This window comes from Caldalkalibacillus thermarum, assembly GCF_014644735.1.
GTDB lineage: Bacteria > Bacillota > Bacilli > Caldalkalibacillales > Caldalkalibacillaceae > Caldalkalibacillus > Caldalkalibacillus thermarum.
In genome coordinates this window covers 1-13,357 of record NZ_BMKZ01000028.1, presented here as the reverse complement: position 1 = coordinate 13,357, position 13,357 = coordinate 1, and the positions used below count along the sequence as shown (strand labels likewise).

General features: G+C 50.6%; 15 protein-coding genes and 1 pseudogene. 9 read left to right on the top strand and 7 right to left on the bottom strand.

Annotated elements, in window-relative coordinates; all coding sequences use genetic code 11:
- Positions 1–62: 62 nt before the first annotated feature.
- The 3 genes from IEW48_RS11255 to IEW48_RS11245 form a co-directional block, all read right to left on the bottom strand.
- Positions 63–1,310, bottom strand: coding sequence for an efflux RND transporter periplasmic adaptor subunit (locus IEW48_RS11255; RefSeq protein ID WP_188623838.1), 1,248 nt, complete (start codon positions 1,308–1,310; stop codon positions 63–65).
- Between the two features lie 45 nt (positions 1,311–1,355).
- Positions 1,356–2,114 carry a hypothetical protein gene (locus IEW48_RS11250; RefSeq protein WP_188623837.1) on the bottom strand — a complete coding sequence of 253 codons (759 nt, stop codon included), beginning with the start codon at positions 2,112–2,114 and terminating at the stop codon, positions 1,356–1,358.
- A 224-nt stretch (positions 2,115–2,338) separates the two neighbouring features.
- Entirely contained in the window at positions 2,339–4,558 is a 2,220-nt protein-coding gene (locus IEW48_RS11245; RefSeq protein WP_188623836.1) for a S8 family serine peptidase, read from the bottom strand.
- 192 nt (positions 4,559–4,750) lie between these two features.
- Between IEW48_RS11245 and IEW48_RS11240 the strand changes: the two genes are divergently transcribed.
- Positions 4,751–5,659: an LCP family glycopolymer transferase gene (locus IEW48_RS11240; RefSeq protein WP_188623835.1), complete on the top strand. Its 909-nt coding sequence runs from the start codon at positions 4,751–4,753 to the stop codon at positions 5,657–5,659.
- 92 nt (positions 5,660–5,751) lie between these two features.
- Here the strand turns inward: IEW48_RS11240 and IEW48_RS11235 are convergent, their stop codons facing one another.
- The gene (locus tag IEW48_RS11235) at positions 5,752–7,326 is read right to left on the bottom strand and encodes a hypothetical protein (protein WP_188623834.1); all 1,575 of its coding nucleotides are present in this window, start codon (positions 7,324–7,326) and stop codon (positions 5,752–5,754) included.
- 590 nt (positions 7,327–7,916) lie between these two features.
- Between IEW48_RS11235 and IEW48_RS11230 the strand changes: the two genes are divergently transcribed.
- The 3 genes from IEW48_RS11230 to hepT all read left to right on the top strand — a co-directional run bounded on the left by IEW48_RS11230 (position 7,917) and on the right by hepT (position 9,335).
- Positions 7,917–8,432: a hypothetical protein gene (locus IEW48_RS11230; protein WP_188623833.1), complete on the top strand. Its 516-nt coding sequence runs from the start codon at positions 7,917–7,919 to the stop codon at positions 8,430–8,432.
- 83 nt (positions 8,433–8,515) lie between these two features.
- Entirely contained in the window at positions 8,516–8,923 is a 408-nt protein-coding gene (gene mntA, locus IEW48_RS11225) for a type VII toxin-antitoxin system MntA family adenylyltransferase antitoxin (RefSeq protein WP_188623832.1), read from the top strand.
- Positions 8,913–9,335: a type VII toxin-antitoxin system HepT family RNase toxin gene (gene hepT / locus IEW48_RS11220; RefSeq protein WP_007503266.1), complete on the top strand. Its 423-nt coding sequence runs from the start codon at positions 8,913–8,915 to the stop codon at positions 9,333–9,335. The genes mntA and hepT overlap by 11 nt, the downstream gene beginning before the upstream one ends.
- A gap of 101 nt (positions 9,336–9,436) precedes the next feature.
- Here hepT and IEW48_RS11215 read toward each other — a convergent pair whose 3' ends face one another.
- Positions 9,437–9,580 carry a hypothetical protein gene (locus IEW48_RS11215; protein ID WP_188623831.1) on the bottom strand — a complete coding sequence of 48 codons (144 nt, stop codon included), beginning with the start codon at positions 9,578–9,580 and terminating at the stop codon, positions 9,437–9,439.
- 35 nt (positions 9,581–9,615) lie between these two features.
- On the opposite strand from IEW48_RS11215, the gene IEW48_RS11210 reads away from it, so the two are divergent.
- The 5 genes and pseudogenes from IEW48_RS11210 to IEW48_RS17090 form a co-directional block, all read left to right on the top strand.
- On the top strand, positions 9,616–10,146 hold the full coding sequence (locus IEW48_RS11210) for a sigma-70 family RNA polymerase sigma factor (RefSeq protein WP_188623830.1): 531 nt from the start codon (positions 9,616–9,618) through the stop codon (positions 10,144–10,146).
- Between the two features lie 77 nt (positions 10,147–10,223).
- Entirely contained in the window at positions 10,224–10,451 is a 228-nt protein-coding gene (locus tag IEW48_RS11205) for a DUF1659 domain-containing protein (protein ID WP_007503261.1), read from the top strand.
- A gap of 99 nt (positions 10,452–10,550) precedes the next feature.
- The gene (locus IEW48_RS11200) at positions 10,551–10,772 is read left to right on the top strand and encodes a DUF2922 domain-containing protein (RefSeq protein ID WP_188623829.1); all 222 of its coding nucleotides are present in this window, start codon (positions 10,551–10,553) and stop codon (positions 10,770–10,772) included.
- A 121-nt stretch (positions 10,773–10,893) separates the two neighbouring features.
- Positions 10,894–11,100 (top strand): YvrJ family protein, encoded by a 207-nt coding sequence (locus tag IEW48_RS11195; RefSeq protein ID WP_188623828.1) that lies wholly within the window; start codon positions 10,894–10,896, stop codon positions 11,098–11,100.
- Positions 11,101–11,159: 59 nt separating this feature from the next.
- Positions 11,160–11,300: pseudogene (locus tag IEW48_RS17090) on the top strand (GNAT family N-acetyltransferase); the annotation flags it as partial.
- Positions 11,301–11,499: 199 nt separating this feature from the next.
- On the opposite strand, the gene IEW48_RS11190 reads toward IEW48_RS17090, so the two are convergent.
- Positions 11,500–12,435: an acetamidase/formamidase family protein gene (locus IEW48_RS11190; protein WP_188623827.1), complete on the bottom strand. Its 936-nt coding sequence runs from the start codon at positions 12,433–12,435 to the stop codon at positions 11,500–11,502.
- An 87-nt stretch (positions 12,436–12,522) separates the two neighbouring features.
- Positions 12,523–12,723 carry a hypothetical protein gene (locus tag IEW48_RS11185; RefSeq protein ID WP_188623826.1) on the bottom strand — a complete coding sequence of 67 codons (201 nt, stop codon included), beginning with the start codon at positions 12,721–12,723 and terminating at the stop codon, positions 12,523–12,525.
- Positions 12,724–13,357: the final 634 nt, after the last annotated feature.

Here is a 13,357-nt window from a genome sequence, read left to right as displayed (position 1 = left end):
ATTCCGGAAAGGGGGCTTTTTATTATCATTATCTTTGTTTTATGGCTTATCCATCAGGTTTTTTAACCTGTGAAAGGCCATAAGCGGTTAAAGAGCAGGAAATCTTTCAGCAGTCTCCGGAAAGACGGGGCCAGGACCAGATCATCATCCGGACCGATGCCTTCTGTGATCTGGACGCCCTCCTCTGTTTCAATCCCCGTTTGCACCTCGCGGCGGGTGAGGGTTCCCTCGTCATACAGGTAGACATAGGCGGTGTCATCCTTGTGCACAATGCTGTACTCTGGCACCACCCATGCCCCTTCAATCGTTTCCAGCGTGATATCCATCTTCACCTGGTAGCCATGCTTCAAGAGCGCTGCCGGCTGCTCCACCTCAACCAGCACAACATAAGGGCGGTCCGGATCGGTGGAAATGCCGGTCTGCTCATCTTGTTTCGGTTCTGTTTCCCCGGCTTGCGGCGCGTAGTATACCGCTGAAACAACGCCGGTGAATGTCTCCTCAGGCAAAACATCGGCCTCAAGGCGGACCGTCTGTCCCGGCAAGAGGTGCGCTGTCTCTTCGGCCGACAGCCGTGCTTCGGCCAACACAGCCTCCGTCGACTCGATGGTCATAAAAGGTTTCCCATGCTCCCCGTTACTGCCCTGTGGAAGCTGAATACTGGTAACAATACCGTCTATGCGGCTGTACACGATTCCGTCTTCTGACTGTTGCTCAGCCAACTGTTTTTCGTGTTCCAGCTGTTTCTGCTCGGTCTCCGCCAGCCGGCGCTTAAACTCAAGTTCACGCTGCCTGTACTCCCATTCGCCTTTGGTCAGCAGCAAATCATACAACAGGGCTTGATCACCCGTATTTTGTTCCTCTTCTTCTGCTCCAGCTGCCCGCTGTTCCAACTGGCCAATATACTTGTCCAGATTGCTGATGTGGTCTTCCGCCCAGCCGGCCAAATCGTCAAGATGATCCCGCTGGAGGGTCAGACGTTCTTCTTCAATGTCCCACGCCCGCCCCTGCTCATCCGCCTGTTGAATATAACGGAAGAGGGGGGTTCCTTCCTCAACTGCATCCCCTGCCCTGACATAGATCTCCTCTATTTGGGCCGGGTGGGCATGAAGATAAACCAACTGGGTTTCGGCCGGGACCACCTGCCCTTCAACAGGCAAAAGGTGCTCCACCGTTTGGGGCTCAAGCCGCTTGGTGTTCAGCGCCGGCCGCTCAAATCCATCCCCGGCGTTCTCACCCAGCGCCGCATTCAGGGCCAAAAACAGGCCCAGACCCAAAAGTCCCGCCACCATGACCAACAGCTTTTTCCCCATTGCACTCACATCCTCCTGACCTTCTTGCCTCTCGTTCTCCTTTTTTTACCACAGCCTGCTCTCACCTATAAACGCCAGCAATGAGAGCACGATGACGGAGACTGCCCAATAGCCCATAGCCAGCCCCATGCCGCTGGCCAGCGGTATGCGCGCGACCCTGCTCAACCCCAGGCCGACCAGGGCATACCGCCACAGATCAAACACATCGACCGAGCTGAGCAGGGCCAGCATAAAGGGGTGCTCCACCATCCCCAGCAAGGCATAAGCCGCACTGGTCTTCGCCACCAGCAGTGTGCCATAGTCCAGCAGCAGGAGGTTGACCACCTGGCCGATCAACACAGGGGTGAAAGAAAGGATCATTATGCCAAGCACACGGTCAAAGGAAACCATCTCCCCGCCAAGGCGGAGAAAGCTGAACAGAATGACAGCTGGAACGAGAACGGATACAGCCATGCCGGCTGCCTGTCCCAGTCCGCTCAGTAAAACAAACGCCGGGAGAAAAGCGGACCCTAAGGCCAGCTCTCCCGAGGCCAAAAACTCTCCCCACTGTTCGAACAAAAGCCCCCGGACATAAGCGGCATAAGCGGTCAAACCGCCAATCACGCCTGCCGCCAGAGCCAAGACAGACCATTGCAGCAACAGATTGAAGCGCGACAGGGCATGCGCCATGGTGTCACCCGGTGCATACAAAACGGTCAGCCACGCCCAGAAGGAGCCTGCCTGTTCCTCACTCTCCCGCTCTGGGTGCAAACCGTTCGCTTCAGCCGGCAGTCGTTCCGGTTGGGGTTCATATCCCGGTTTCATCGATCATCACCTTCTCCTTCTCCCGACCAACATGTGACAAGCTGTATCAAGCATATTAGAAATTATATCGCCTCAGCCACTTTTTAACAATCACTAAGGCTAAAAAACTTATGATCTCCCATAAACAGGATGAAACAAAGAGGGGGGCCCTAAAAGGCATACAAGGGCCTGTCCTACCGTGAAGCTGCAGGACAGGCCCTTGTTTTATCGTTCGTTTTAGTTTGTTATCTTAAAGCCAGATCCCGAGGGGCGTGCAGCAAGGAGGCACGCTCTGCGTTCCTCTTCTCCAGCTGGATCGCTTCGCCGTACACATACTCACTTTGTCCATGATGTTCAATATAGGCAATCACATAATAGGTTCCTTCGGGCAAAGGTTGTTGTTCAATTACGCCGTTCCAGCCCTCGATACGGACCCGCCCCTCCGCCGCTACATAGGTGTCAATGGCCCCCATGTATTCATAGGTCTCAGAGAACACCCAAAACTGAACCAGATCAACGGGACGGTTCAATTCAAGCTCCAAGTCAAAGGCGGACGCTCCCCTCTCTTTCACATGGAAGGCAGCATCCAGGACGGTCCCGTCATTCTGGTCTGCCTGGTCTCTACCTTTGGCCTGAGCGTTGTTATCAGTTTGATTCTGGTTGGACTTAAGCTGTTGGACAGCTTTCCACAGATCGAGTCGGGCACCGTCACTCCCGGTGCCGGTTATTTCGCCTCTCTCAAAGGCGAGATCATTTTGTCTGTCTGCCGTTTGGAACAGTAAATCTTTCATCTCATCCGTCATTAACCGCTCATCTGCCAAGTGGCCGGCTTCCAGCAGAAGCGCCACAGCACCGCTGACATGGGCGGCAGAGATCTGGGCACCATGCGCTGCCGCATAGCCGTGAGGGGCTTCCAGCTGATGGGTGGCGATGGTGCTGATAATGCGCTGGCCAGGTGCCAGAAGATCCGGCTTGACCGGGTGGGACCCTGGCTGGTCACCCTTGCTTCTGGCCCAACTCTCGTCCGAAACTTGAATCTGTTTCAGGTTGACGGATATTTGATCCTTGCCCTCCCGCATTGCCTGATAAATCCGCACAGCTTCTTCATATGAAATGGCAAAGGTCGGCAGAGGCAAGCCAGGAATAAGCAGAGGCTGCGGTTCTTCTTCCGTCATGTAAATGATCACTGCTTCAGCTCCGGCTTGATCCAGCGCCTTCACATAGTCGATAATGGGCAACTGCTTATCACTCATGACGGCAATCTGCCCCTTGAGATCCATCCGCCTGATTTCCTGCACATCGTTAAAGGCCACATAGGCAATGTCATAGTTCCCCTCTGCCAGCTTACTGACATCCTGGTTCTCCCTGTAGCCAATCACATTGATATTTTTGAGCTGCACCTGTCCGGAGAAGTCAAAATCGGCACCATACTCAATGGCGGTCAGGGGCAGCGTACCCACGACAACCGGCGGCAGAGGGTTATCGGCCCTTAGAGTGCTAGGATCAACCGGCGCATGCATATCCACCGATGTAATCACAATGGCATTCTCAGCCTGTGCCCAGTGAATAGCCTTGCCCAGCGCCCAATCAGGCTGTTCTCCAGACAGGGAGAGATTAATGATATCCGCTTCATCCTGCACCGCGCGATCCAAGGCAGCCAGCACACGTTCTGTGGTGCCAGTTCCGCCTGGACCAATCACCCGGTAGGCAAGCAGGGTCACTCCAGGGGCAATTCCGCTCAGGTCGCCATCGGCCGCAATGATGCCGGCAATGTGGGTGCCGTGGGTCGTGGCTTCTCCGCCAGGATTGCCCGCTGTGGTCTCCTGCGGATCATCATTGTTATCCACAAAGTCCCATCCCTTATATTCACCAAAGGCATTTTGCAAATCGGGGTGGGTGTAATCCACCCCCGTATCCACGATGGCCACCTTGACATTTTTTCCTGTGTAGCCCCATTGTTCCCTGACCCGTTCCAACCCTCTCAAGGAAGGTGAATCCATGATTTCCGGATTAAACTGGTAAATCAGCCCTTTATCCAGATTCATATCCACCGAATAGGTCACATTGGGATAGACCGCCCTGACCCCCGGCGTGACAAGGAGCTTGGGAATCGCAAGGGCCGGCAGTGTGATCGCCATTCCCGAGAAAAGATATTCATATTCCGTGCCGATCTCAGCGGACGGAATCTCAGCCTGAATATGGTTAATCACTTGCTGGCGCTTGCTGGCCAAATACCCTTGTGTTTGGGAGATACCCAGATGTTTGGCCTCAACCAGTGACGGCGACTCAATTTCAACAATCACCGTAACAGATGAGCGGCTGTATAAATCATAAGAGCCGTACAAGGGGGCCAGACGGTCAAGGACATCTCCCTGCTCATTCGCTGTGGCAGATGGGATATATGTAAACAAGAGGGCTATCACGAGGAGCACCGCTCCCCATTTTCCCGTCATTCTGCACTTCATGCTGAACACCAACCTTTGTTGGTTTAGACAGTTATGTCTATTGTACTATAAAAGAAATAAAAAAGCTAACCAAAAGTTTACATCACTGTGAGCAAGTCTCTAATTTTCTCTTCTAATGGTTCAAAAATAATAGATTTACTTTTTGCAGATTTTTTTCTATTATTGATGTTGGATGAAGAAAGGGGTCGACCAATGTCAAAAAAAGTTCTTTTAATTATGATGTCTATCCTGTGCGCAACTGTACTTGGGATTGGCATTTATGGTTATTCCTTATACAGCTCTTTAAATAAAACCACAGAAAGTATTTATGAACCTCTGGAACGGGGGGAAACATCCAAACTGAGAGAGAAGAAGCCGGACGAAGACGATCCGGTCTCGATCTTGCTGCTCGGCATTGATGCCCGGCCAGGTGAACGGGGACGGACAGACACCATCATGGTGATGACGATTAACCCCCAACAAAACAATGCCTATCTGTTAAGTATTCCCAGAGATACGCGCACCGAAATTGTGGGGCGGGGGGTTCAGGATAAAATCAACCATGCCTATGCTTTTGGCGGCATTGACATGACCATCGACACGGTGGAAAACTTTTTAGACATCCCCATTGACTACTATGCGTTAGTCAATATGGAAGGCTTTGTCTCCATCATTGATATTCTAGGCGGCGTGACCGTAGAAGTGACACAAAACTTTGATTATGAGGGGTACTCCTTCCGGGAAGGGGAAATGACCATGGACGGCCAGGCCGCCCTGGCCTATTCCCGCATGCGCAAACAGGACCCCCGCGGTGATTTTGGGCGCAATGACCGGCAGCGCCAAATTATTATGGCGCTGGTCAACGAAGCAGCGTCTGTCAAAACCCTGTGGAAAATGGACGCTATCATGGAAGTGATTGAAGCCAATGTGCGCACTAACAAGAGCCAAGAGGACATCAACCGCCTGAGCAAACATTATCTGGATGCGGCCCGCAATATAGAATCGCTCACTTTACACGGGCAGGGGCAAATGATTAACGGCATTTATTACTTTATTGTTGATGAAGGGGAGCGCCAGCGCATCCAATCTATTTTAAAAGATCATATGCAGCTTAATGAGTAAATAGAATCCCCGGGGTGGTCCGAGACCGTTTCCGGGGTTTTTTCGCGTTCGCTGTTCGAAGGGGTTTTTCGTTTTCCTACTTTAAATTTACTTTACTGTTCATCCTCGACATAAAACACCGTTCCGACCAACTTCATGGTGCCGCTGGTCACTTCAATATTGAAGCCTATTTCGTAAAGAAAAGGAAATTGGCTGTACCGCTCGGGACTGATCCCCTTGATCAATCCAATTTCATGCCAGCCGTCCTTTCCTCCGCTCACACTGTCAAGAATCACCGCATCACTGGCTACCTTAAGATCAGCGGTGAACTGGGAAGACAAATCCACCAAAAGATCAACAGCCATGGCGCGGGGATGCTTGAAATAGGCCGCTTGCCCCGGCCTGAGCTCAATGATATAGTTGGAAACATGACGCTCCCCCCAACGCAAGGCAGGGTTACGGTACAGGTCATCCACCTGCCCTCCAGTATGTTCCCCGCTATGGTTAAGGGGCTCAAACATCACTTCGGCATAAGCAGGAATAGATTCCAGCTGGCCATGGCTTTGAGCCACAGGGTAACGGGTCTCCGGCAGCTCAATCTCTTCGGCTCTTTGTTTGCGTTTATTGAGGACCGAGCGAATGGCCTGGGCCAACGCCTGTTGGCCTGCCAAGGATAAGCGGCCGTCCGCCTCAAACGCATGTTGTGTCTCACCGTGATTTAAATAGCCCCAAGGATCGACCAGCTCTGTTCCCCATATATCTGCCAACATGTTGAGTGTTTGGTAGGCGGACGACTCCCCCTCCCGGCCGTGTTCACCTGAAGAGACAGCCACCAAGATCACTTCGATGTCTTCTTGGCGCAACTGCCGGATCAGATTTTCCACGACAGCCAATTGTCCTGACCCCACATCATAACCTACAATCGCCAGATCATAAGCGGGATCAAACAAACGGGCTGTGTCTCCGTCCTCTCTGATTCCCTGCCCCATCTGTACCAAACCGAAATGAGCAGAAGGACTGATCCCGGTATAATGGTGGACCACCACATTAGGTTTGGACAGATTTAAGCCTAAATCTTCGTACTCATGATTATAAGCAGGGTTAAAGATCATGTCCGCCCAGTCCGCTTCATGCTCAAGGGGGTGCAACAAGCTGGAACCAAAGACGGCCACGCGAATCCCGGTATTGTCCTCCCACAGCTTCTCTTTCGTGCGCGGGATGCGGGTGGCGGGAATGTCCAGCTCCCGGTTTTGAATCACCTCCCGGATCTCACCCCCGGACGCTATGACTGTGGCTAACTGAATACCGCCTCTATGTACAGGAGCCGAAAAGGTGGACAGGGTTAAGTTATGCATGTCAAGCATGATGTGAGTTTCACCGTTGTCAGCCACTTCCACGGTTGTTTCATCCACTGTAACCGTCACACCGTTGTCAAAGGAAACATTTCCCTCACCAATTACCATTTGCAGCCCTTCGCTGTGTGCTAGTTGATACTCAAAACCTGAAACCGCTTCAATCGCGGCATAATCAAGCAAGCGTTTGTCCACTGCCGGTTGGGCGGCTCTCTGTTGACCGGCACTCGATGCAACCGGGGACGGCGGGGGCCAGAATAATTTTCCATAGATTAAAAGTGCCGCAATGGAGAGTATCAAAACGAGATGCAACGCACCTTTTGCTTTGCCGCGCATGTTTCACTTCCTTTCTCTTTCTATCATTTTCCTTTCATTATACACGATTATGTGCCGCTTGCTATATTCTTTCTAACATTATAAAAAGAGCAGGCTCATGGCTGCCCTGCTCTGGCCCTGCTCTCAGTTTTGATTTTTCCCTGTTCTTACTCAACGTCCTGGACAGGCAGACTGCCCCTATGGTCCTGGACAGGCAGACTGATCCCAGGGATTCGCTGTGAATGTTCCTGCTGTCGCTCCAGTTGATTTTGGATCGTTTCGATCATGTAGGCCTCTTCCTCTGATACGGTCTGAACCGGCTGATGATTTGTAAAGATAGATATATGGACTTGTGTATTGATATATATATATATATATAGATATAGATATGTACACGGTCAGATGTCTATAAAGTTAGAAATGTAGTACCTATTTTACATTTAATAGATTCCGACACATCTTTGTGAAAAGTGAGGGTCAAATGTTGAATCAGGACTTCAGCCCGTCCAAATTTAGGAACGGAGAAATACCCTGGAAAACTTGACTAAGAACATATGTTCGTAGTATACTAAACATTACAGCATTCGGATGCAAGGAGGGCATACGGTGCCATGAAGTGGCAAAATATCGAATTTTTTGTCTCCAAAGGACAGGCGATACTCCCCGTCAACGTACCGGAAACAGGGGATATTGCCATGCTCGTCGATCAGAAGGGACAGGAACATTTTGTCCAAGTACAAGCCCAGACGTTTCTGAAGCAGGTGCTGGCTTACTTCGGAACCGACTTGCCGACGCTGCGCCGCCGCTATGGACAAGTCATCGGCAAGAAGAAAATGATTCCTCTGCCCCTGTCCAGCCGGTGGGTACTGGCTCCGTTTAACACCCGCCAGCCCATAGGCCGCCAGTCACGGACAGGCTGGATCCTGGCCGAAGCGGTGCGTGGCATTCGCGAACATTCGCCTGCATTGTCCGAACTGGAGCTAAACCATTACAGCGTGAAGGTTTATCATTCCAAATTGTTTTGCCAGCAGCAACTGCGCAGCGCCCGTCTGGTACAGCTTGAATTTGACCAGCTGCATCAAGGCCGTCTGGTGGTGCAAGAAAACCGGTGGACCTATACGGAATGACGCAGAGAGTGGTAAACTGTTCTTAAAGGTGTTGAGACAAAGTGTTGCGACCAAAATGAACCCTAAGCAAAGGAGCGGCAAAAATGTTAACCACTGCACAGCAACAGCGCATTATTGATGTATTAACAACGAAACTCTCCCCTTGGGTGATCTATCTGTTTGGTTCATATGCACAAGGAACGGAGCGGCCAGACAGTGACCTTGATCTGGCAGTTGCCGCTGAAAGCGTTGTTGAGCCCTATACACTGTTTATGACTGGCCAGGAGATTGCCTCCTTGATCGACAAGGAAGTGGACCTTGTTAACCTTAAGGCCGCTTCAACGGTGTTCCAGGTGCAAATCATATCCACCGGGCAGGTGATCTACTGTACAAATGAAAACCGGCGCCTCCAGTACGAAGCAACCATCTTGAAAATGTATGCCCGGCTGAATGAGGAGCGGAAAGCCATTTTGGACGGGATTAAAGAAAGGGGGAGTATCTATGACACCTGATGTGATCCTTAACAAAACCCAGGTGATTGAGCGCTGCCTGAAACGTATTGATGAAGAATATGCCAACAACCCTGCCAATCTGTACAACTATACCAAGCAAGATTCCATTATTCTTAATCTGCAAAGAGCATGCGAAGCCAGCATCGATTTGGCTATGCATCTGATTGCCAGGCATAAATGGGATATACCGCAAAGCAGCCGTGATGCTTTCGACATTCTGCACCAGCATGGTGTCATCAGTGCCTCTCTGGCCAAGCGGATGAAAGCGATGGTTGGCTTCCGCAATATTGCTGTTCACGATTACCAGGCTTTAAACCTCAATATTGTTCAACAAATCATTACCAAGCATCTTGCTGATTTCCGGCACTTTTCCAAGGCTGTGTTAAACAGCCTCAGCGATGAACAAAAATAGCCCCCAGCCGAAGCATACAATCTCCCTGACCAACAGCCAGGCCCCTGTTCCTTGCCCCTTCCCTTGTCCAGAACTTTAGCGGAAGGAGGAGAGGAACTTTTTTATTGGGCTTTTTTGTTTATCTTGTATTTGTCCAAAATGATGGCTACCAGTCTCTTACCACCTGTTTTAGGCCTGTCAAGCTTGCTGTTCCGCTTTTGTCCCTCCCGTGTCACCTGGCGTAAAGTAAGGGTGCGCAAAAACATGAGGAGCCGGCTCCTCCCCACAGGAGGAGAACTCTGTGAAGCAACCCCCTTTTCCCCCTTTTGAGGAGATCTATGAGCAGTTTCAGCCCTTATTGTACGGCACCTTGAAAAAATTCCATATTTACCAGGACAGGGAAGATGTGCTGCAGGTGGGCCGCCTGGCCTTGTGGGAAGCGTATCTCAACTATGACCCCCGGCAAGGCCCTTTTGCTCCTTATGCCACTCGCTACGTGCGCGGCCGTATTTTAAATTACCTGAACAAAGAGGGGAAACAGTCTGCCGTTGTTCCTTTCAGTGCTATCCGCACTGAAGACGGAGAACAGGAAGTGGAATGGAGGGATGAAACAGCCGTCTGCCCAGGAGAGCAGTTCATGTGGCAAGAGCTTTTGGCTGTCATGGAGGGACCGTTGTCACCAAGGGAAAGGCTGATTCTGCATGAGCACCTTGTCAACGCGGTTCCGCTAAGTGAGTTGGCCAGGCGGGAGAATGTCTCCATCCACACCGTCAAAACGTGGAAAAAACGGGCGCTGAAAAAAATGCGGGATCTATTGTCCCCCCTTATCTAACCCGTTGTGTATATAAGGAGTGCATCCCGGGATGACAAGTGAATCCCCAGTCTCCATCACGAAAGGAGGGTGCATCAATGGCCGTCATGAGCAATCCCTATGACACCCGGCTGATCCTGGTCTTCTACGTGGGCGACGACGAAGACGGCAACCCGATTGAACGGAGCAAAACGTTCTCCCGGGTGAAGCCCACAGCCACAGATGAAGACTTATACCAGGTGGCCCAAGCCCTGGCCAGCTTGCAAACCCACTTGCTGGTTGAAACGGAGCGTGCTGACCGGGCGACCCTGATCAACATCGAATAAGGGCGGTGAAACGGGGGCCGTCCCCGGGGGCGGTCCCAAACCAGGACAGCTCCCCATTGATACCAGCACGATCAACCACGGACAAAGGAGGTGAACAAGATGTCCAAAACACTGGAATTAATCTTTGAAAATATGGAGGGACGGGCAGTGCGCCTGACACTGGAGTCCCCTGTGGAACCTGCCGATCCCGTCTTCATCTCTCAGGTGATGGACGAGATTATTGCCAAAAATGTATTTGATTCCTCCGGTGGTGATCTTGTCCGCAAACGCGGTGCCCGCATCGTCGACCGCTATGTGGAGGAGATCGAACTCATGTCCTAAGGGGGCACATGACAGGAGAGTACCGTGGCAGCAGGCAGTGACGGGAGAGAGGGGATAAGCGGAACAATCCTCTCTCTCCTATTGATGCTCACACAGCGGTTAATGAAAGGAGGAATGAAGCGTGGATTGGATCGCCTTAGTGGCAGAGATCAGCTTTCCCATTCTGGTCACCTTTTACCTGTTAACCCGGATTGAAAGTAAGCTGGAACAGCTCACTTTCTGCATCCAATCTCTCACCCAGCACATCAGCAGCAAACCGGCCAGGCTCGGCTATGCTGATGATCCACTACACCCAGGTCCGGCTCATCAACAGCAAAACCAGTCGTAAAAGGCTGACACTGCAAAAAACCTAAATATTCTAACAAAACCTAACCTAGCGGTGGAAAACAAAAAAGCCGTGCGATTCCAGAACGGCTGGGATTTGTATTTGAAGACATTATTCGAGAAGCGGAGTGGCTGTATGACCATTATGTGGATCATGCGGTTTACGGGATGCTGGACAGGGAATGGAAACCTGTCAACCGGTGATAAACTTGCCGATTTCGACAACATTTCCCGGGAAAAAGTGACGACAAAACAGTGGATTTAACAGTTTTCAATCAATCTGTTGTCAAATACAAACACCTCCTGCTCAGGTTTTGACAACCTTGACGGGAGGTGCTTTTTGTTGCGGGATAGTGACACTGTCCGGGAAACATGTGGCTGTTTATATCTTTTACACTGCTGGTTACTTAAAAATAGCGAGCGGCAAATAGGCCGACACAAGATAATGGGGCACATCGACCACTTCGCTGATTTTCAAATCGACGGCCACACTGGATAAGGCATAGGCCTCTTGAGCGGAAAGACCATACTCTTGTTCAAGGTGTTCAATCATGTAGGAGACGGCTTTTCTGGTCGCTGTCATTAAATCCTCACCATAGCCAGTGGTAACGTAATACCCTTTTTCATCCAGACCGGTTGTTAACGGACCTGGTGTGATAAATTGAGGTTCCTGGATTTGTTTGCCCTTGTGCAGCTTAAACTTGAGCTGGATATCCATCCCTGCTTCGATCGCTGTTCCACATACTTCACCATCTCCCTGGGCAGCATGGGTATCTCCAACCGAGAACAGTGCCCCCTCTACCCAAACCGGCAAAAACAGACGGGTTCCCCGGGTCAGGTGACGAATATCCATATTCCCTCCATTTTTGCGGGGCGGCACCACACTATGTTGTCCTGGTTCAGGCAAGGCTACCCCGATGGTACCAGGAAAAGGACGGATGGGAATCTCTATGCCGTGAGCAAACTCAGCTGTCTGTTTGCCGGTCAATTCCCATACTTTAAGGTATGGTTGGTTAAACTGATCACTCAACAAGCCGAAGCCAGGGATAATGGCCGTCCATCCCCAACTGGGCTGGCCAAAACCCTCAATCTCTACTTCCAGTGTATCCCCCGGTTCGGCCCCCTCAATATAGACAGGGCCAGCCACCGGATTGACCCGTTCAAAGTCCAAACGGGCCACATCCTGAGCTGTGGATCGAGGAGATAATTGTCCTCCGGAAGCATCAAACACTTCAAAATTGACACTGATGCCCGGTTCTACTCTTAACACCGGTTCCAAACGGTTGTCCCACACGTAATGGTGCTGGTGGCGGTGAATGGTGTGCTTGCAGTTATGCATGATAAAACCCTCCCCCAAATATAATCGTTTGTTCTCTTTCACAAAATATATGCCTTGCTGACTACAGCCTTGTATGTTCATTGTAACTTAAACCAGATGGCAGGCGACATAATGCTGCGGGATAGCGATTAAGAGGGCTATGATAAAGGAAAATACCGTTAACTGAATGGTGACCGGCAGTTTTTCAAGCAGAATGGATAAGACAGGGGTATTATCTTTTAAGGAGACGCCAAAATCACCTTGCAAAATACCTGTCAACCAATTGAAATACTGGATATAGAGGGGCAAGTTAAGCCCCAGTTGTTCTCGCTGAATCCGCTCTGTCAGCCCTGAATGGTCAGCACATGGGGATCCCCTTATTCAACATAAACATCTGAACTTCTAATTTATGCTCATCTATCACTTCAATGGTATCGATAGATTGTAATTCAGCGGCACGGGGTGACCCATTGTTTGGATCCATCATCCGCTCAATATTAAACTTAACCGCTTCGGCAGGCCTACAACCAGTGTTGTTTTGTCCGCTGATTGACCAGCAGACTCGCTTGCTTCCTGCTCTCCCTCATAACTTATTCGATGATGATAACTCAAAAAGCAAAAATCCTGCCGGTTACCCATAACATAAACTCAGGAAAGAAACAATGCGCCATAAACCAGCGTGTGAGTCAAGTATTTCCGGGCAGAGTTTTTTATCCCCTTCATGGATGTAAGCGGATTCATTGTTTGAGGGTACTCTCTTGGTCATTTCTTATCCTGTTTTAAAAACCAACCAATCCCTTCAGCGCCCGGTATACCGGCAGATTGGCCTTATTTTTCAAGTAAGGGATGTTGTCTCTGGCTACCTGTTCGAAGGTCTTGGTCACCTTTTCTGCATAACACTTCGGTGGATTGTCCTCCTCCCGGCTTGTTGGCCATGCTTCCA

What these genes read in the sequence shown, in the direction of transcription:
- IEW48_RS11215 (WP_188623831.1), bottom strand. Translation starts at nt 9,580, where the DNA reads ATGTTTTTGCGCACCCTTACTTTACGCCAGGTGACACGGGAGGGACAA.
- IEW48_RS11245 (WP_188623836.1), bottom strand. Translation starts at nt 4,558, where the DNA reads ATGAAGTGCAGAATGACGGGAAAATGGGGAGCGGTGCTCCTCGTGATA.
- IEW48_RS11240 (WP_188623835.1), top strand. Translation starts at nt 4,751, where the DNA reads ATGTCAAAAAAAGTTCTTTTAATTATGATGTCTATCCTGTGCGCAACT.
- IEW48_RS11205 (WP_007503261.1), top strand. Translation starts at nt 10,224, where the DNA reads ATGGCCGTCATGAGCAATCCCTATGACACCCGGCTGATCCTGGTCTTC.
- mntA (WP_188623832.1), top strand. Translation starts at nt 8,516, where the DNA reads ATGTTAACCACTGCACAGCAACAGCGCATTATTGATGTATTAACAACG.
- IEW48_RS11255 (WP_188623838.1), bottom strand. Translation starts at nt 1,310, where the DNA reads ATGGGGAAAAAGCTGTTGGTCATGGTGGCGGGACTTTTGGGTCTGGGC.
- IEW48_RS11190 (WP_188623827.1), bottom strand. Translation starts at nt 12,435, where the DNA reads ATGCATAACTGCAAGCACACCATTCACCGCCACCAGCACCATTACGTG.
- IEW48_RS11230 (WP_188623833.1), top strand. Translation starts at nt 7,917, where the DNA reads ATGAAGTGGCAAAATATCGAATTTTTTGTCTCCAAAGGACAGGCGATA.
- IEW48_RS11235 (WP_188623834.1), bottom strand. Translation starts at nt 7,326, where the DNA reads ATGCGCGGCAAAGCAAAAGGTGCGTTGCATCTCGTTTTGATACTCTCC.
- IEW48_RS11200 (WP_188623829.1), top strand. Translation starts at nt 10,551, where the DNA reads ATGTCCAAAACACTGGAATTAATCTTTGAAAATATGGAGGGACGGGCA.
- hepT (WP_007503266.1), top strand. Translation starts at nt 8,913, where the DNA reads ATGACACCTGATGTGATCCTTAACAAAACCCAGGTGATTGAGCGCTGC.
- IEW48_RS11250 (WP_188623837.1), bottom strand. Translation starts at nt 2,114, where the DNA reads ATGAAACCGGGATATGAACCCCAACCGGAACGACTGCCGGCTGAAGCG.